The sequence below is a fragment of the Halorubrum sp. GN11_10-6_MGM genome (genome assembly GCF_005435165.1).
Lineage (GTDB): Archaea > Halobacteriota > Halobacteria > Halobacteriales > Haloferacaceae > Halorubrum.
In genome coordinates this window covers 85263-102443 of sequence record NZ_SGUC01000001.1, presented here as the reverse complement: position 1 = coordinate 102443, position 17181 = coordinate 85263, and the positions used below count along the sequence as shown (strand labels likewise).

General features: G+C 68.6%; 18 protein-coding genes. 13 read left to right on the top strand and 5 right to left on the bottom strand.

Going from position 1 to position 17181, the window contains the following annotated elements; all coding sequences use genetic code 11:
• Positions 1-64: 64 nt before the first annotated feature.
• The gene (locus tag EXE46_RS00510; RefSeq protein ID WP_137686548.1) at positions 65-625 is read right to left on the bottom strand and encodes a TATA-box-binding protein; all 561 of its coding nucleotides are present in this window, start codon (positions 623-625) and stop codon (positions 65-67) included.
• An 84-nt stretch (positions 626-709) separates the two neighbouring features.
• Between EXE46_RS00510 and EXE46_RS00505 the strand changes: the two genes are divergently transcribed.
• The 3 genes from EXE46_RS00505 to rpiA all read left to right on the top strand — a co-directional run bounded on the left by EXE46_RS00505 (position 710) and on the right by rpiA (position 3845).
• Positions 710-1804: a methyltransferase domain-containing protein gene (locus tag EXE46_RS00505; protein WP_137686547.1), complete on the top strand. Its 1095-nt coding sequence runs from the start codon at positions 710-712 to the stop codon at positions 1802-1804.
• Positions 1805-1909: 105 nt separating this feature from the next.
• Positions 1910-3034 carry an ORC1-type DNA replication protein gene (locus tag EXE46_RS00500; RefSeq protein WP_137686546.1) on the top strand — a complete coding sequence of 375 codons (1125 nt, stop codon included), beginning with the start codon at positions 1910-1912 and terminating at the stop codon, positions 3032-3034.
• A gap of 76 nt (positions 3035-3110) precedes the next feature.
• A complete protein-coding gene (gene rpiA / locus EXE46_RS00495) occupies positions 3111-3845 on the top strand; it encodes a ribose-5-phosphate isomerase RpiA (protein ID WP_137686545.1) in 735 nt (244 codons plus the stop codon).
• A gap of 85 nt (positions 3846-3930) precedes the next feature.
• Here the strand turns inward: rpiA and EXE46_RS00490 are convergent, their stop codons facing one another.
• Positions 3931-4098 carry a DUF1931 family protein gene (locus EXE46_RS00490; RefSeq protein WP_004047560.1) on the bottom strand — a complete coding sequence of 56 codons (168 nt, stop codon included), beginning with the start codon at positions 4096-4098 and terminating at the stop codon, positions 3931-3933.
• Between the two features lie 313 nt (positions 4099-4411).
• Here EXE46_RS00490 and larB point away from each other — a divergent pair, with 313 nt between their 5' ends.
• From larB to EXE46_RS00480, 3 genes are all read left to right on the top strand, one after another.
• Positions 4412-5179 carry a nickel pincer cofactor biosynthesis protein LarB gene (gene larB / locus EXE46_RS00485; protein ID WP_137686544.1) on the top strand — a complete coding sequence of 256 codons (768 nt, stop codon included), beginning with the start codon at positions 4412-4414 and terminating at the stop codon, positions 5177-5179.
• Positions 5180-5352: 173 nt separating this feature from the next.
• Positions 5353-5505: a hypothetical protein gene (locus EXE46_RS16955; RefSeq protein ID WP_008440770.1), complete on the top strand. Its 153-nt coding sequence runs from the start codon at positions 5353-5355 to the stop codon at positions 5503-5505.
• A 109-nt stretch (positions 5506-5614) separates the two neighbouring features.
• Positions 5615-5893: a GIY-YIG nuclease family protein gene (locus EXE46_RS00480; RefSeq protein ID WP_137686543.1), complete on the top strand. Its 279-nt coding sequence runs from the start codon at positions 5615-5617 to the stop codon at positions 5891-5893.
• Between the two features lie 7 nt (positions 5894-5900).
• On the opposite strand, the gene hisG is transcribed toward EXE46_RS00480, so the two are convergent.
• Positions 5901-6791 carry an ATP phosphoribosyltransferase gene (gene hisG / locus EXE46_RS00475; protein ID WP_137686542.1) on the bottom strand — a complete coding sequence of 297 codons (891 nt, stop codon included), beginning with the start codon at positions 6789-6791 and terminating at the stop codon, positions 5901-5903.
• Positions 6792-7039: 248 nt separating this feature from the next.
• Positions 7040-7447, bottom strand: coding sequence for a hypothetical protein (locus EXE46_RS00470; protein ID WP_137686541.1), 408 nt, complete (start codon positions 7445-7447; stop codon positions 7040-7042).
• A gap of 129 nt (positions 7448-7576) precedes the next feature.
• On the opposite strand from EXE46_RS00470, the gene EXE46_RS00465 reads away from it, so the two are divergent.
• The 6 genes from EXE46_RS00465 to EXE46_RS00440 all read left to right on the top strand — a co-directional run bounded on the left by EXE46_RS00465 (position 7577) and on the right by EXE46_RS00440 (position 14413).
• Positions 7577-7804, top strand: a complete 228-nt coding sequence (locus tag EXE46_RS00465; protein ID WP_137686540.1) for a hypothetical protein — start codon at positions 7577-7579, stop codon at positions 7802-7804.
• Between the two features lie 71 nt (positions 7805-7875).
• Entirely contained in the window at positions 7876-9930 is a 2055-nt protein-coding gene (gene uvrB, locus EXE46_RS00460) for an excinuclease ABC subunit UvrB (RefSeq protein WP_137686539.1), read from the top strand.
• A gap of 126 nt (positions 9931-10056) precedes the next feature.
• Complete coding sequence (locus EXE46_RS00455) at positions 10057-10587, top strand: hypothetical protein (protein WP_137686538.1); 531 nt, start codon at positions 10057-10059, stop codon at positions 10585-10587.
• Between the two features lie 74 nt (positions 10588-10661).
• Positions 10662-11255: a hypothetical protein gene (locus EXE46_RS00450; RefSeq protein ID WP_137686537.1), complete on the top strand. Its 594-nt coding sequence runs from the start codon at positions 10662-10664 to the stop codon at positions 11253-11255.
• A 438-nt stretch (positions 11256-11693) separates the two neighbouring features.
• Positions 11694-12722 (top strand): ribonucleotide-diphosphate reductase subunit beta, encoded by a 1029-nt coding sequence (locus tag EXE46_RS00445; protein ID WP_137686536.1) that lies wholly within the window; start codon positions 11694-11696, stop codon positions 12720-12722.
• A gap of 2 nt (positions 12723-12724) precedes the next feature.
• Entirely contained in the window at positions 12725-14413 is a 1689-nt protein-coding gene (locus tag EXE46_RS00440; protein ID WP_137686535.1) for a ribonucleoside-diphosphate reductase subunit alpha, read from the top strand.
• An 86-nt stretch (positions 14414-14499) separates the two neighbouring features.
• Here EXE46_RS00440 and EXE46_RS00435 read toward each other — a convergent pair whose 3' ends face one another.
• Positions 14500-15711 carry an SPFH domain-containing protein gene (locus EXE46_RS00435; RefSeq protein ID WP_137686534.1) on the bottom strand — a complete coding sequence of 404 codons (1212 nt, stop codon included), beginning with the start codon at positions 15709-15711 and terminating at the stop codon, positions 14500-14502.
• Between the two features lie 160 nt (positions 15712-15871).
• On the opposite strand from EXE46_RS00435, the gene EXE46_RS00430 reads away from it, so the two are divergent.
• Positions 15872-17176: an O-acetylhomoserine aminocarboxypropyltransferase/cysteine synthase family protein gene (locus EXE46_RS00430; RefSeq protein ID WP_137686533.1), complete on the top strand. Its 1305-nt coding sequence runs from the start codon at positions 15872-15874 to the stop codon at positions 17174-17176.
• The last annotated feature ends 5 nt before the right edge of the window (positions 17177-17181 follow it).

The following is a 17181-nucleotide window of genomic DNA, read 5'->3' as shown; positions in this document are numbered from 1 at the left end:
GGGATAAAAGTGGCCGCGGAACGCGCCCGGGTCGAACGAGCGTCGCAGCGCCCCGTCCGTCGCGTCAGTCCAACAGACCGAGCCCGTTCAGCTCCTCGACGATCACGTCGACGGCGGCGGCGGCGTCTTCGGGGGTCGTGCCGCCGGTGACGACGACCTTCCCGCTGCCGAACAGGAGCGCGACGACCTCCGGCTCGTCGAGCCGGTAGACGAGGCCGGGGAACTGCTCCGGCTCGTACTCGATGTGTTCCAAGCCGAGGCCGATCGCGATCGCGTTCAGATTGAGGCTCTCGCCGAGGTCGGCCGACGTGACGATGTTCTGGACCGTCACCTCCGGGTCCTCGATCGGGATCTGAAGCGCGCGGAGCTCGCCGAAGACGATGTCGAGGCTCTCGTGGACCGCCTCGATCGAGTTCGCGCCGGTACAGACGATCTTCCCCGAACGGAAGATCAGCGCGGCCGACTTCGGGTCCGTGGTGCGGTAGACGAGGCCGGGGAACTGCTCGGGGTCGTAGTCGGCGCCTTCGAGGTCCATCGCGACGCTCTGGAGATCGAGCTCCTGTCCGATCCCCGTGGAAGCGACGACGTTCTCTACGGTGATCGTCTCCTTCGGGTCGGCCGTCATCACCTCGATTCTCGCCCGGACGCACTTAAATGGTAGCCGGTCGGAACCGCCACGCTATTGCCGCCGCCGCGCGGAGCGGTCGGCGTGTACTGGCTCGAACTCGCCGGCGAGACCGACGCCTTCGCCGCCCGCGAGGCGGCGACCGCCGCGACCGGCGTCGACCTCCTCGCACCGGGGGTCGCGCGTACCGGCGGCGTCGACCGGTCCGGGATACGGCGGCTCGCCTACACCCGCGCCGCGCACGAGGCGGTCGCGCGGACGGACGCCGACGTCGACGCCGCGGTCGCCGCGCTCCGGGCCGCGTCGCTCGACCGCTCCGGGACGGTCGCGGTCCGCGCCCGCGACGTCCGGGGCACGTCCGGCGTCTCGACGGAGGAAGCCGAGCGCGAACTCGGCGGCGTCCTCGTCGACCGCGGGTTCGACGTCGACCTCGACGACCCCGACCACGTCCTCCGCGCGCTGTTTTCGGCCGGCCCGCGCGCCGACCACGACGCCGTCGCGGGCGCGGACGGCGGCGACGCGGACCTGTGCGCACTCGGCTGGGTCGCCGTCGAGGCCGCCCGCGACTTCGCGCCGAACCCCACCGAGCGCCCCTTCTTCCAGCCCGGGAGCATGGCGCCGGCGGACGCCCGCGCGTACGCCAACCTCGCCGGCGCCGCTCCGGGTCGGACGCTGCTCGATCCGATGTGCGGCACCGGCGGACTCCCGCTGGAGGCCGGCCTCGTCGGCGCCGACGCCGTCGCCTGCGACGCGCAGGCCAAGATGGTCCGCGGCGCGCGGGAGAACTTCCGCGAGTATCTGGGAAGCGAGGGATCCCCGGAGTGGCACGTCGCTCGCGCGGACGCGACCGCGCTCCCGCTCCCGGACGACGCCCTCGACGGCGTCGCGTTCGACGCGCCGTACGGCCGGCAGTCGAAGATCGCGCGCCACGAGCTCGCGGACCTCGTCGCGGGCGCGCTCGCCGAGGCGGCCCGGGTCGCGCCGCGCGCGGTGCTGGTCGCGGATCGCGACTGGCGCGGGCCGGCGCGCGAGGCCGGCTGGACGGTCGACGCGGCGTTCGAGCGGCGCGTCCATCGGTCGCTGACGCGCCACGTGCTGGTGTTGCGCCGCGGAGACGCGTCGGGGAACGCGGGGGCCGATCGGCCGGACGACCCCGCCTCTCCGCCGGACCGAGAGTGAACGAGCGATCGGCGTAATCGCTTCCATCGGGCGCTCGTGCGACACGTTTCAGTTTCGCCCCGGCGCCGGGCAACGGTTAAGTGCGCGGCCTCTCGTGGTACTCGCATGACCGGGGACGGCGGGGACATGCTCTCGTGGGACGAGTCCGTGTTCCGCGACGAGTCGGTGTTCGAGATCGACCACGTCCCCGAGACGTTCCGCCACCGCGAGAGCCAGCTGGAGAACCTCAAGTACGCACTCCGCCCCGCCGTCCGCGGCTCCCGCCCGCTCAACACGATGGTCCGCGGCCCGCCGGGAACCGGCAAGACCACCGCGGTCCAGAAGCTGTTCGGCGAGCTGGGTGCCCGCACGGAAGTCCGGACGGTGCGCGTCAACTGTCAGGTCGACTCGACGCGCTACGCGGTGTTCTCCCGGCTGTTCGAGGGGATATTCGAGTACGAACCCCCCTCGTCCGGCATCTCGTTCAAGAAGCTGTTCGGCCAGATCACCGACCGGCTCGTCGAGGAGGACGAGGTGTTGGTCGTCGCCCTCGACGACGTGAACTACCTCTTCTACGAGAACGAGGCGTCCGACACGCTGTACTCGCTGCTTCGCGCCCACGAGGCCCACTCCGGCGCGAAGATCGGCGTCATCGTCGTCTCCTCCGATCTGGGCCTCGACGTGATCGACGACCTCGACACCCGCGTCCAGTCCGTCTTCCGGCCCGAGGAGGTGTACTTCCCCGTCTACGACGCCACCGAGATATACGACATCCTCGCCGAGCGCGCCAAGCGCGGCTTTCACGAGGGCGTCATCGGCGACGTCGAACTGGAGCGCGTCGCCGACCTCACCGCCGACAGCGGCGACCTCCGGGTCGGCATCGATCTCCTGCGCCGGGCCGGACTCAACGCCGAGATGCGCGCCTCGAAGACGATCTCGGATGAGGACGTCGAGGAGGCGTACGACAAGTCGAAACACGTCCACCTCTCGCGGTCGCTCCGCGGGCTCTCCGACTCCGAGCGCGACCTCGTCCGCGTCCTCGCCGAGCACGACGGCGAGCGCGCCGGGACGGTGTACGACGCGTTCAACGACGAGACCGACCTCGGCTACACCCGCTACTCGGAGATCATCAACAAGCTCGACCAGCTCGGCGTGATCGACGCCGAGTACGCCGACGTCGACGGCCGCGGCCGCTCCCGCGAGCTCACCCTCGCGTACGACGCGGAGGCGGTGTTGGACCGACTGGAGTGACGCCACCGGGCGCGTCCCGCCCCGCCGCCGCTCGCGCGCCGACGCCTTTTCAACCGCCGCGCGCGCACTCGGTCTCATGAAGACCAGCGGCGGGAGCGACGCGGCGAAGCGCCGGGCGGGCGAGTCGGCGGCCGAGGCGGTGACCGACGGCGACGTGGTCGGCCTCGGAACCGGCTCGACCGCGGCGCACGCGATCCGGCGGCTCGGCGATCGAGTCGACGCGGGTCTCGACGTCCGCGGCGTCCCCACCTCGTTCGCGAGCCGCGAGCTCGCGGCCGAGGAGGGGATTCCCTGCCTCGACCTCCCCGAGGCGGTCGGCCCCGACGGACCGGGGATTGACCTCGCCATCGACGGGGCGGATCAGGTGGCGACCGGGCGCGACGGATCGCCGGGTCCCGTCCCCGGCGGCGCGCTGATCAAGGGCGGCGGCGCGGCCCACGCCCGCGAGAAGCTCGTCGACGCCGCGGCCGACCGGTTCCTCGTGGTCGCCGACCCCTCGAAGGAGTTGCCGCGGTTGGACCGCTCCGTCCCGGTCGAGGTCCTGCCGGCGGGGCGGACCGCGGTCGCCGCGGCGGTCCGGGAGGCCGGCGGAGAGCCGACGCTGCGGCGCGCGGAGCGGAAGGACGGTCCCGTGGTGACGGACAACGGGAACCTCGTGCTGGACTGCGCGTTCGGCGCGATCGACGACCCCGCGGCGCTGTCGACGACGCTCGCCGAGGTCCCCGGCGCCGTCGAACACGGCCTGTTTGTCGGGCTCGCGGACGAGGTCCACGTCGGCACCGAGTCGGGGGTCCGAGTCGAGGATATCTGACACCGCCGGAAGAGACGGAGGTGGCCGACAGCGCCGCCGCTCGGCGGGTAACGCGGAAATAAAACGGAACGGAAACGGGTCCGCCTTACAGGTCGCGCGGCTGGACCGTCTTCCGGTCGTTAGCCTCGGCGCGGCGCGCGGCGTCTTCGAGCAGCTCGTCCACTTCGTCGTCCAGCGCGTCGTAGAAGTCCGAAGCGACGTTCTTGTCGTCCAGGGCTTCCTTGACGGCCGCTTTGACAATGAGGTCTGCCATGCGACCGGCTCTACCCGGTGATGGTTAATAAGAGTTCCTGAATTCGACCGCGAGGGGCGCCGTGGCGCCGGTTCGCGGGGGGCCGCGAAGATAGTGACTTATAAATCTTGTGAGATTCACGTCGCCGCGCTGTTCCGAACGCGCTCCGACCCCGTCCCGCACTCGCTTCGCTCGGGCGGCGGCACCGTCGCGTGACGCTCACCGGTGCGCTCGGGCCTCCGGTCGGCGTCGCGCGCGCCGGCGACCGCGTCGCGGTCGGCGCCGGCCGTGCCGAACCGACAGGTACGACTCGGCTCGCCTCTCACGACTGCCCATGCGAGAGACGTTAGCGGCGCTCGAAGCGGGCGAGATCGGCGTCGAGCAGGCGGAGTCACGGCTCGCGGGCTACGCGACCACCGACGCCGGGCGGTTCGACGCCGACCGGGAGCGGCGACGCGGGATACCCGAGGCGATCCTCGCGGAGGGGAAGACGCCCGCGGAGGTCGCCGCGCTGGCGACGACGGCGGTCGAGACCACGGGGCGGGCGCTGGTGACGCGCGCGGACGGGGCGACGGCGTCGGCGGTCGCGGCGGCGGTCGGCGACCTCGACGCCGACGCGACGGTCGACCGCGACGACCGCACGGGAACGGTGGTCGCGCGCGCCGCCGACTTCGAGCCGCCGTCGCTCGACGCCACGGTCGCGATCGTGGCCGCCGGCACCGCGGACGCCCCGGTCGCCGGCGAGGCGGCGGTCGTCGCCAGCGAGATCGGCGCGACGGTCGACCGGGTCGACGACGTCGGCGTCGCGAACCTCGACCGAATCCTCGATCAGATCGACCGGGTCCGCGAGGCCGACGCCGTCGTCGTCGCCGCGGGCCGCGAGGGCGCCCTGCCGACCGTCGTCGCGGGGCTCGTCGACGCCCCCGTGATCGCCCTCCCCGTCTCGACCGGCTACGGCGTCGGCGGCGACGGCGTCGCGGCGCTGGAGGGCGCGCTCCAGTCGTGTTCCGTGCTCGCGACCGTCAACGTGGACGCCGGCTTCGTCGCCGGGGCGCAGGCCGGGCTGATCGCTCGCGCGGTCGACGCGGCGCGCGCCGAGTGAGCGGCCCGGTTCACGGCGGTCGCGGACCCGGCTCGGCGGCCGCGATCGACCCGGCCGTCTCGGGGGGCCTCCGATCCGCTTAAACCCGCGAACACCGGCAGTCGACGGGGCCGAGAAAGGGTATTAGTTTGTCGAGTTCCTACCGATCTTGCCGACGTACACGTCGGTACCACATGCCACGCTGTGACCACTGCGGGTCGCACGTCTCGGACCGCTTTGCGCGCGTCTTCGCGGACGAGCGCGGCGACCTGAACGCGTGCCCGAAGTGCTCCGCGAACGCGGGCATCGCCGAGGTGTCTCGCGAGCGGACTCGAACCGGGGACTGACCGGCGAAACGCCGTTCGAATGCCGAGCGCACGGAGAGCCGCTGCTCCGTCTCGCCCCCGCCTCGGGCACATCCGCACACATTTTGCGCTCGCGCTCGCACGCACCCCCGTGGCCGACCACCACGTGTACGTGATCGAGTGCGCCGACGACACCCTCTACACCGGGTATACGACCGACGTCGAGCGACGCGTCGCCGAACACGACGCGGGCGAGGGCGCGAAGTACACCCGCGGCCGGACCCCCGTCGCCCTGCGCCACGTCGAGTCGTTCGACTCGAAGTCGGCCGCGATGTCGCGGGAGTACGCGATCAAATCGCTCTCGCGAGCCGAGAAGGAGAGCCTGATCGGCGATGATAAAGTCCGCGACGGCGGTCCCGAACCGCGGTGAGTCGGCCTCACTCCACGAGGCGTTCGATCTCCGTGACGAGGATGCCGGTCGCGCCGACCGACCGCAGCTCGGAGATGGTTTCGAACACGTCGCGCTCGTCGACGACGGCGTGGACCGCGACCATCCCGTTGCCGTTCTCGTCGGCCTCGACGTCCATCACGGTCGGCCCGCCGAGCCCGGGGATCACGTCCTTCACGTCGTCGAGCCGCGCCGTCGGCGCGTTCATCATCAGGTAGCGGCGGCCGTCCGCCGCGAGCACGGACTCGAAGGCCGTCACCACCTGCTCGACCTTCGGGTCGCCGACGACGTCGGGACGGGCGAACAGCCGGACCGAGGAGGCGAGCACGTCGTCGATCACCGCCAGTCGGTTCACCTTCAGCGTCGTCCCCGTCGAGGTGATGTCGACGATGGCGTCGGCCATGTCGACGTGGGGGGTCAGCTCCGTCGCGCCCGTCACGGTGACCACGTCGGCGTCGACCCCCACGCGGTCGAGGTAGTCGCGGGTGACGTTCGGGAACTCGGTGGCGATCGTCTTCCCGGCGAGGTCCTCGACGGCCTCGATCCCGCCGTCCTCCGGCGCGGCGAGGACGAGTTTACAGGAGCCGTACCCCAGATCGAGCAGGTCGACGAGGTCGTCGCCGGCGGCCGCGCTCGCGTCGTCGGCGACGCCGCCGGACTCGGCCGCCTGATCGAGGCCGGTGACGCCGAGGTCCGCGGCGCCGTCGCGGACGTACTCGGGGATGTCGGCCGCCCGCGCGAACAGCACCGTCACGTCCTCGTCGACGGTGTCGGCGTACAGCTGGCGGTCGGCGGTCTCCTCGACGTGGAGCCCGGCGCGCTCTAAGAGCGAGAGCGTCGGCTCGTGTAGACGACCCTTGTTGGGGACGGCGATGCGCATACCGAGAGCGTCGCGGGGATAGGGGGAAACGTTTTCGTCCGGCGAGCGGCGGGGTCGTCGATGCGGACACGCGAAACGATGAAAATGCGGTGGCGCGTGCCGACGAGCGGCCTGAGGCCGCGAGTCGCACGCGCGAGGGACGCCGCGAACGCCCGCTAGGGCGTGAGCGGCGAGGCTGGGGGGGCGTGAGGTGCGGTCGCCGTGCGGGGATTCGGTGGTGCTCGTCACCGCGCCGATCGCTGCGGACTTTACTGAACGTCGGACTCGGAGTCTTCCGCGCCGAATCTCTTCCGAACCCCCCAGTACGCGACGGGGAGACAGCCGGCGAACGCGATCGGCCACGTGGTCAGCTGTGAAGCCGGGTCGGGCGGCGACACGAGACTTCCGACGAGCAGCCCGCCGAGTCCGGCGACGACGACGACCGCCGTGGCCCGCTCCACTCGTCCCGGCGGCCACTCGCGGGGGCGCCCGCGACGCCACCACAGGAGGTAATAGAACAGCACGAATCCCGAAAGCGGCGTGAGAATGCCCCAAATCGTGGGGTGGCGGCTGCCGCGAGCACGCGAGTCGAAGTTGACCCAGACGCCGGAGGCGATCCAGACGAACAGCACGAGGGCCGCGCCGACCGCGACGCCGGGCGTGAGGGCGGGGAACACTCCCGGGCGTTCCACCGCACCGGTTGTCAGTCTTCTCCCGCCGCGGCCGGCGGGTCAGGCGAGGACGAGGATTTCCGCCGACCCCGGTCGACCCGAAGACATATTACCGCCCCGCGAGCAGCCCGCGGCATGCTGACAGCCCTCCTCTCCCGCCTCTGGGAACACTACGACCCGGACCTCCGAGCGGCGGCAATCTGCCTGTTCGGGTCCGCGTTCACGCTGGCGATGATGCTGCCGATCGCCGACCTCGCGAACCCGTACCACGCGTTCGGCGCCGCCGGGACGACGCTGGCGCTCCTCGGTTCGATCGCGACCCTCGTCGACCACCGGCGACGGCGGGAGACGCCGGCCGACTGATCGCCGGGGTCACCGACGAACCCCGCGCGCGCCGCGCCGCTCAAGTGTCTCGCCGCCCAACGACGGGTATCGTGAGCGACGCCGACTCCCCCCTCTCGGAGGACCGCCCGACCGTCGACCGCCCCCTCCGCGTCGACGCCCCGTTCGAGCCCGCGGGCGACCAGCCCGAGGCGATCGAGGGGCTCGTCGAGGGGTTCGAGTCGGGCGCGAAAAAGCAGACGCTGCTCGGTGTCACCGGGTCCGGGAAGACGAACACCGTCTCGTGGGTCGCCGAGGAGCTCGATCAGCCGACGCTCGTCTTGGCCCACAACAAGACGCTCGCGGCCCAGCTGTACGAGGAGTTCCGCGAGCTGTTCCCGGACAACGCGGTGGAGTACTTCGTCTCCTACTACGACTACTACCAGCCGGAGGCGTACGTCGAGCAGACGGACACGTTCATCGACAAGGAGATGTCGATCAACGAGGAGATCGACCGCCTCCGCCACTCCGCGACGCGCTCGCTGCTGACCAGAGACGACGTGATCGTCGTGGCCTCCGTCTCGGCCATCTACGGGCTGGGTGACCCGGGGAACTACCGCGACATGGCGCTCCGCCTCGAAGTCGGCGAGGAGGTCGGCCGGGAGGAACTGCTCACGCGGCTCGTCGACCTGAACTACGAGCGCAACGACGTGGACTTCACGCAGGGCACCTTTCGCGTGCGCGGCGACACCGTCGAGATCTACCCGATGTACGGGCGGTACGCGGTGCGCGTCGAACTCTGGGGCGACGAGATCGACCGGATGATCAAGGTCGACCCGATGCAGGGCGAGGTGGTGAGCGAGGAGCCCGCGGTAATGCTCCATCCCGCGGAGCACTACTCGATCCCGGACGACAAGCTCGAACAGGCGGTCGCGGAGATCGAGGACCTGATGGAGAAACGCGTCAGCTACTTCGAGCGGCAGGGCGACCTCGTGGCCGCCCAGCGCATCGAGGAGCGCACCACCTTCGACCTGGAGATGCTTCGAGAGGCCGGATACTGCTCGGGGATCGAGAACTACTCGGTCCACATGGACGACCGCCAGTCGGGCGACGCCCCCTACACCCTGCTCGACTACTTCCCGGACGACTTCCTCACGGTCGTCGACGAGTCCCACCAGACGATCCCCCAGATCAAAGGGCAGTACGAGGGGGACAAGTCGCGGAAGGACTCGCTCGTCGAGAACGGGTTCCGGCTGCCGACCGCCTACGACAACCGCCCGCTCACCTTCGAGGAGTTCGAGGAGAAGACCGACCGCACGCTCTACGTCTCGGCGACGCCGGGCGACTACGAGCGCGAGACCTCCGACCGGATCGTCGAACAGATCGTCCGCCCGACCCACCTCGTCGACCCGAAAGTGGAGGTGACGGGCGCGACGGGGCAGGTCGACGACCTCCTCGAACGCGTCGACGACCGGATCGAGCGCGACGAGCGCGTCCTCGTCACCACGCTCACGAAGCGCATGGCCGAGGACCTCACCGAGTACCTCGAAGAGGCGGGCGTCGACGTGGCGTACATGCACGACGAGACGGACACCCTCGAACGCCACGAGATCATCCGGGACCTCCGCCTCGGCAACATCGACGTGCTCGTCGGCATCAACCTGCTGCGCGAGGGGCTCGACATCCCGGAGGTCTCGCTCGTCGCCATCCTCGACGCCGACCAGGAGGGATTCTTACGCTCCACTACCACCCTCGTCCAGACGATGGGACGGGCCGCCCGCAACGTCAACGGGGAAGTCGTCCTCTACGCCGACGAGACCACCGACTCGATGCGGGAAGCGATCGAGGAGACCCAGCGCCGCCGCGAGATCCAGCTCGAATACAACCGGGAACACGGCTACGAGGCGACCACCATCGACAAGCCGGTCAGCGAGACGAACCTCCCCGGGTCGAAGACGGACACCTCGAACGTCAGCGTCGGCGACGTGGAGAGCGAAGACGAGGCGAAAGCGCAGATCGAGGCGCTCGAAGACCGCATGGACGAGGCCGCGAGCAACTTGGAGTTCGAGCTGGCGGCGGACATCCGCGACCGGATCGCGGAGCTGCGACGCGCCTTCGAGATCGACGCGGGCGACGACGGCGTCCCGGCGCCCGCGATGGAGGAGTAGCGGCCGGGGGTCCCGGCGCCGTCGCCCGCACCGCGACCGTCGCCCGCACCGCGACCGCCGCTCCGATTCTCAGTCCGCGTCACCGTGACGGCGGGGTTTTTACGTCGGTGCGTCACAGTCGAGGCCGTGTACCGTCGCGCGGTGGTCGCCGGCGCGCTCGCACTCGCCACCGCCGGGTGCGTCGACCGCCTCCACGACGTCGCCGCCTCGACCCCGCGCGATCTCGGCGTGCGGAGCCGGTACGTCGACGGCAATCCGATGGTCGACGCGCGCAGCGTCCTCGCGCGCCCCGAGGAGCTACTGACGCACGCGGCCTCCTTCCAATCGGCCGCGTCGGCCCTGGGCGCGCTCAAGCCCGACGCGACCGAGTCCCGCGAGTTCGTCGAGCGCACCGACTTCGTCGACGACGGCGGCGATGCGATCCTCGTGATCGCCCAGCGGCTCACCGCGCCCGAGGTCGAACTCCGCCTCGGCGGGGTCAGCCGCACCGGCGACCACTCGCTCCGGATCGCCGTCGATCAGGCCGGCGTCCGCGGCGAGATCGAGACCGACGACCCGGTCGTGAAGACGCTCCTCCTCCGGCTCACCGACGAGCGCGGGCCGCCGGAGCGCGTGATCGTCACAATCGGCGGCCAGCGCGCCGGAATCACGGTGTGAGGGCGGCCGCTCCGGGACACCTCACCCCACTCCGTCCCGCGATCGTTTTGTGATCGGAACGCGTCCGACCGCCCATGGCACTCCGCAGTCGTCTCCTCGGATCGGCCCTCCTCGTCGTCGGCGTTGCCGCGATCGCTCTCGCCGGAACGGTCTCCATCGGACTCGTGCCCTCGTCGTCCGCGCCCGACGGAATCGCGTTCGTTACCCCCTCGCCCGTCTCGCTGCTCGCCACTCCCGCGCTCCTCGCGGTCGGTTCGGTCCTGCTCGTCGGCGGTACGGCCGCCGCGGGCGGCACCGACGCCTCCGCCCGCGCCGCGCTGGTCGCGCCCGCACTCAGCATCGTGGCCGCGCTCGCGTTCGGCGCTGGTCTCTTTCTTGCGCCCGAATCCGTTCCCGAAACGGTGACGAACCCGGCGGCACGGACGGCGCTCCTCTCCGAATTTTCTCCCCGGATCGTCGCCGGCGCGGTCGTCGGTAGCGCCGTCGCGCCGGTGGTTCAGGCGACGGTCACCGAGGACACCCCAGTCCTCCTTGCGGGATCGATCCTGCTCCTCGTCGCGCTGGCGCTGGGAGCGTCTAATCCCCTCTCGCTCGCCGCCGGCGGGGTCGGCGGCGCGGTCGCCGTCGCCCTCCTCTGGGCGGTCGACCCCGAGCGCTGGCGGCCCTGAGTGGATTCTCTGCCGTCGTCCTTTCCGCGCCCGATCGCTCGACGCCGATCGGCTCATCGGCTTCGCGCTTCTCGCCGAACCGCCCGACTGAGCCCCCGCGATTGGACCCGCGTGGAGCTTGACGCCGTCAGTTGGGCACCGTAGCGACCACTCGTAACCGGAGATCACCGCTCAGCCCCCGCCTCGGAACCGTCCGTTCGCGGATCGGAGGGACGGCTCCGAACCCCCGCTATGAAAGTGAATTTGCCATACTACAACTTTGTTGGTAATACTTATACCAGTGGAGTCTGTGTGGTCCGATACGGTTCACACGGCTACACTCGCACTACGCTGTAAGACCGTCTCCCGAGCGACACGACTGCGGCCGGACTCACTGGACTGATGCGAAACAGTGGCAGCGGCGATCCAAGCGATCGGTCACGTTCGAGCTGACCAACGATGAGTGAAAGCGAAAACGCAAAGACGAACGCGAGTACGGGAACAGAGGCAGAGACGGACATCTTCTCGGAGAGAACACAGCTGAAGCCCTACGAGTACAGCGAGTTCCTCGACTACGTCGAGGCGATCCGGAACAGCTACTGGGTACACACGGAGTTCAACTTCGACGGAGACGTCCAAGACTTCAAGGTCAACACGACTCCCGCCGAGCAGACCGTCATCAAGCGGACGATGCTGGCTATCGCGCAGATCGAGGTGCAGGTGAAGACGTTCTGGTCGGACATCTACGAGGAGATGCCCAAAGCCGAGGTCGGGAACGTGGGTATGACCTTCGCGGAAAGCGAAGTGCGGCACATGGACGCCTACAGTCATCTGCTCGACGTCTTAGGAATCACGGACGATTTCGAACAGGTGACTGCGGAGCCGGCGATCGAAGAGCGGATCGAGTATCTCGACGAGTATCTGGAGAAGAGCGAGAGCGACGACGAACGGGAGTACGTGATGAGCATCCTGCTGTTCAGCACGTTCGTCGAACACGTGTCGCTGTTCAGCCAGTTCCTCATCATGACGAGCTTCGACAAGCACGAAAAGAAGTTCACGGGGATAGCGAACGCCGTCGAAGCGACCAGCAAGGAAGAGCAGATACACGGGCTGTTCGGGGTCGAGCTGGTGGAGACGATCAGAGCGGAGAACCCGGACCTCTTCGATGACGGTTTCGAGGAAGAGGTTCAGGATGCCTGTCAGCGCGCCTACGAGGCGGAGACGGAGATCCTGGACTGGATATTCGCTGACGGCGAACTGGAGTTCCTTCCCCGGGCGCACGTCGACGCGTTCCTGCGGGACCGGTTCAATCGGAGTCTCGAAAACGTCGGCGTGGAACCGATATTCGAGACGGACGACGACCTGCTCGAAGAGACGCGCTGGTTCGACGAGGACATCATGATGACGAAGGATAACGACTTCTTCAGCAAGCGGTCGACCACGTACAACAAACACACGCAGAGCGTTACCGCCGAGGACATGTTCTAACAATGGCACAAACAGCACTCGACAGCGTCGCGGAACGACACGACGAACCGTTCTATTGGCTGAACGAGGACAGCAGGGAGTTTCTCAGAGAGGGATACCTGATCGACGGCGTCGACGCGGAGGAGAGAGTCAGACAGATAGCGGAGCGCGCCGAGGAGATTCTGGGCGAAGAGGGGTTCGCGGACAAGTTCTACGAGTACATGAGCCGCGGCTACTACAGTCTCGCGAGCCCGGTCTGGTCCAACTTCGGACTGGACAGGGGCCTCCCTATCAGCTGCTTCGGCAGCTACATGGAGGACAACATCGAGAGCATCCTCTACACCCAAGCCGAGGTGGGCGAGATGACCAAGCAGGGCGGGGGCACGAGCGGGTACTTCGGCGAGCTGCGGCCGCGGGGCAGTCCGATAACGAACAACGGCAAGAGCAACGGGAGCTACAGCTTCACGGAGCTGTTCGATACGATCATCAACGTCATCAGTCAGGGCGAAACCCGTCGGGGGCAGTTCGCGGGCTACATCGACGTCGAACACGACGACTTAGAGGAGTGGCTCAACATCAAGACCGAAGGCGATCCGGTTCAGGATATCTACTACGGCGTCATCATCGGCGACGACTGGTTTCAGGCGATGATCGACGGCGACGAAGAGAAGCGAGAGACCTGGGCGGACATCATCGAGACCCGGATCAACATCGGCGTCCCGTACATCATCTTCCGGGGTAACATGAACGAGGGGAAGCCACAGGTGTACAAGGACAAGGGGTACCAGATAAACGCGTCCAACCTGTGCACCGAGATCGCGCTGCCGGCCACGGCCGACGAGAGCTTCGTCTGCTGTCTCTCGAGCATGAACGCGCTCCACTACGACGAGTGGAAGGACACCGACGCGGTGGAGACGCTGACGCGGTTCCTCGACGCGGTGATGGAGGAGTTCATCCAGCGCACGGAGGGCGTCCGGTTCATGGAGCGGGCCGTGCGGTTCGCGAAGCGACACAGGGCGATAGGGATCGGCGTCCTCGGGTGGCACAGCTACCTCCAGAGCAACATGATCCCCTTCGACAGCATGGAGGCGATGGAGAAGAACGAAGAGCTGTTCCGGACGATCAAAGAGCGGAGCTACGAGGCGAGCGAGGCGCTCGCCGACGAGTTCGGGGAGCCGGAGGTTCTCGAGGGGTACGGCAGGCGGAACGCGACGACGATGAGCGTGGCGCCGACGAAATCGAGCAGCGTCATTCTGGGTCAGGTCAGTCCGAGCATCGAGCCGCTGAAATCGAACTACTTCGTGCGAGACGGGGCGAAGCTGAAGTCGACGCAGAAGAACAGGTTCCTTCAGGCGAGACTGGCGGAGCGGGGCAAAGACACCCGCGAAGTCTGGGACAGCATCGCGAACAAAGACGGGAGCGTCCAACATCTCGACTGTCTGACTGACGAAGAGAAGGACGTGTTCAAGACCTTCGCGGAGATCCCGCAGATGGCGATCATAAATCAGGCGGCACAGAGACAGAAACACATCGACCAGGCACAGAGCGTGAACGTCTCGATCGACCCGAGCGAAGTGAGCGTCAAGGAGATCAATCAGCTCTACATAGAGGCTTGGAAGAAGGGAGTCAAGAGCCTCTACTATCAGCACAGCGTGAACGCCGCACAGAAATTCAGTCGAGACATCCTCGACTGTCGGGCCTGTGAGAGCTGATCGCTACTCGTAGTCGAGTCGCCGGCCCCGACCGCTGGCGGCCCTGAGAATACGCGCCGTCGCGCGCCCGCCACCCCGACCGCGGCCTAGTCGCTCGGCCGCTCCGTCTCCGTTTCGAGGTCGATGTCGGCCTCGTCGACCTCGAACTCCTCTATCTCGGCGTCCGGGACGTCCTCGCCGTCGCGGCTCGCCGAGAGGTTCCCGTCGGAGTAGCTGTCGAGCTCCTCTAACGCGGACTCGATGTCCTCCAAGCCGAGCAGCTGTTCCGTCTCCTCGTCGAACTCCTTGCCCTCCAGTCCCTCCATCTGCTGGACGTCGGAGCCGGAGAGCGCCTTGCCGTAGCGCCCCACGAGGCTGGTGAGCTCCTGCGGGAGGACGAAGGTGGTCGATTCGCCCTTCCCGATCTCCTCTAAGGTCTCCATGCCGCGCTCGATGATGGCGCGCTCGCCCATCGACTCGGCCGAGCGGGCGCGGAGAACGGTGGAGATCGCGTCCCCCTGCGCTTCGAGGATCTGGGACTGCTTTTCCCCCTGCGCGCGGATGATGTTGGACTGCTTGTCACCTTCCGCCTGCTCGACGGCGGAGCGGCGTTCCCCCTGCGCTTCGAGGATCATCGCGCGCCGACGGCGCTCGGCGCCCGTCTGCTGCTCCATGGCGCGCTGGACCTCCTGTGAGGGGCTCACCTCGCGGACTTCGACGGCCTCGACGCGGATCCCCCACTCGTCGGTCGGCTCGTCCAGCTCCTCGTTGATCCGGTCGTTGATCAGCTCCCGCTTCGAGAGCGTGTCGTCGAGCTCCATGTCGCCGATGACCGCGCGGAGGGTGGTCTGCGCGAGGTTCGAGACGGCGTTCTTGTAGTCGTCCACTTCGAGGAACGCCTTCTTGGCGTCCATCACCTTGATGTAGACGACCGCGTCGGCGGTCACCGGCGAGTTGTCTCGCGTGATCGCCGACTGGCTCGGCACGTCGATCGTCTGGGTCCGCATGTCGAACGCGTACGTCCGGGAGACGAACGGCGGGATGAGGTGGACGCCGGGCTGGAGGAGCTTCCGGTACTCGCCGAAGACGGTGAGCGCCTCCTTGTCGTAGGCGTCGACGATCTCGACGGCGCTGACGACCGTGACGGCCGCCACCAGCACCGCGAGCGCCGCGACGCCGTAGACGAGGCTCTGGCTGAGGAGGGCGAAGCCGACGAGGAGAGCGACGCCGAGCGCGAGGTACTGCCAGACCCCGTCCGGGATCGCCGCCAGCAGCTCCTCCATCTCGGCGGATTCGCCGCGCGGACCTTGTGTTCCCATACGCGAGGTTACGGCCCGACGCTGTTAACCGTTGTCACGAGCTCGGCACCGCGGCGCGTCCCGCGCCTCGCCCCGCCCCCCGCGAAGGCGATATCAGAGATACCGGAAACGTCCGCGTACGCCGGTCGGCTTTAAATACGCGGCGACGGAATGCCGACGTATGCCATCCGACGAGGGGGACGACGGGCCGAAGTTCAGCACGCGAAGCGTTCACGCCGGGTCGGACCCGGACCCGGCGACGGGCGCCCGCGCGACGCCGATCTATCAGACGACCGCCTACCAGTTCGACGACGCCGACCACGCCGCGGATCTCTTCGCCCTAGAGGAGGCCGGCAACGTCTACTCCCGACTGATGAACCCGACGAACGCCGCCCTCGAAGAGCGGATCGCCTCGCTGGAAGGGGGCGTCGGCGCGGTCGCGACCGCCTCGGGCATGGCCGCGCTCGACGTGACGACGTTCCTGCTCGCCTCCGCGGGCGACAACATCGTCACCTCCTCCGCGCTGTACGGCGGCACCTACACCTACCTCACCCACTCCGTCGAGCGCCGGGGCGTCACGACGCGGTTCGTGGACCCGCTCGACTACGAGGGGTACGCCGAGGCGATCGACGAGGACACCGCCTACGTCCACCTCGAAACGATCGGGAACCCCGCCCTCGTCACGCCGGACATCCAGCGGATCGCCGACATCGCCCACGACCACGGCGCCCCGCTGTTCGTCGACAACACGTTCGCGACGCCGTACCTCTGCCGGCCGCTCGAACACGGCGCCGACCTCGTCTGGGAGTCGACGACGAAGTGGCTCACCGGCAACGGCACCACCGTCGGCGGCGTCGTCGTCGACGGCGGCTCGTTCCCGTGGGCCGAGCACGCCGAGAAATACCCCGAGATCGCACAGGACAACCCCGCCTACCACGGGATCAACTTCGCCGAACGGTTCGGTGACGCCGCCTTCACCTTCGCCGCGATCACCCGCGGGCTCCGCGACCTCGGCGACCAGCAGTCGCCGTTCGACGCGTGGAACACGCTCCAGCAGACCGAGTCGCTCCCGCTGCGGATGGACCGCCACTGCGAGAACGCCGGGATCGTCGCCGAGTACCTCGACGACCACGACGATATCGCGTGGGTGAACTACCCCGGCTTGGAGAGCCACGAGACCCACGAGGAGGCGAGCGAGTACCTCGACGGCGGCTACGGCGGGATGCTCACCTTCGGACTCGAGGCGGGCTACGAGGCCGCGCGCGCGACCGTCGAGGAGGCGGACCTCGCCTCGCTCGTCGCGAACGTCGGCGACTCGAAGACGCTCGTCATCCACCCGGCGTCGACCACGCACCAGCAGCTGACGGAGGAAGAACAGGAGGCCGCGGGCGTCACCGCCGACATGGTCCGCCTGTCGGTCGGCATCGAGGACCCCGCGGACATCGTCGCCGACCTGGAGGCCGCCATCGAGGCGGCGACGGCGTAAGGAAA

Coding starts and splice junctions, on each gene's coding strand:
- EXE46_RS00510 (WP_137686548.1), bottom strand. CDS start 625: ATGACGGCCGACCCGAAGGAGACGATCACCGTAGAGAACGTCGTCGCT.
- EXE46_RS00500 (WP_137686546.1), top strand. CDS start 1,910: ATGACCGGGGACGGCGGGGACATGCTCTCGTGGGACGAGTCCGTGTTC.
- rpiA (WP_137686545.1), top strand. CDS start 3,111: ATGAAGACCAGCGGCGGGAGCGACGCGGCGAAGCGCCGGGCGGGCGAG.
- EXE46_RS00490 (WP_004047560.1), bottom strand. CDS start 4,098: ATGGCAGACCTCATTGTCAAAGCGGCCGTCAAGGAAGCCCTGGACGAC.
- larB (WP_137686544.1), top strand. CDS start 4,412: ATGCGAGAGACGTTAGCGGCGCTCGAAGCGGGCGAGATCGGCGTCGAG.
- EXE46_RS16955 (WP_008440770.1), top strand. CDS start 5,353: ATGCCACGCTGTGACCACTGCGGGTCGCACGTCTCGGACCGCTTTGCG.
- hisG (WP_137686542.1), bottom strand. CDS start 6,791: ATGCGCATCGCCGTCCCCAACAAGGGTCGTCTACACGAGCCGACGCTC.
- EXE46_RS00465 (WP_137686540.1), top strand. CDS start 7,577: ATGCTGACAGCCCTCCTCTCCCGCCTCTGGGAACACTACGACCCGGAC.
- EXE46_RS00450 (WP_137686537.1), top strand. CDS start 10,662: ATGGCACTCCGCAGTCGTCTCCTCGGATCGGCCCTCCTCGTCGTCGGC.
- EXE46_RS00445 (WP_137686536.1), top strand. CDS start 11,694: ATGAGTGAAAGCGAAAACGCAAAGACGAACGCGAGTACGGGAACAGAG.
- EXE46_RS00440 (WP_137686535.1), top strand. CDS start 12,725: ATGGCACAAACAGCACTCGACAGCGTCGCGGAACGACACGACGAACCG.
- EXE46_RS00435 (WP_137686534.1), bottom strand. CDS start 15,711: ATGGGAACACAAGGTCCGCGCGGCGAATCCGCCGAGATGGAGGAGCTG.
- EXE46_RS00430 (WP_137686533.1), top strand. CDS start 15,872: ATGCCATCCGACGAGGGGGACGACGGGCCGAAGTTCAGCACGCGAAGC.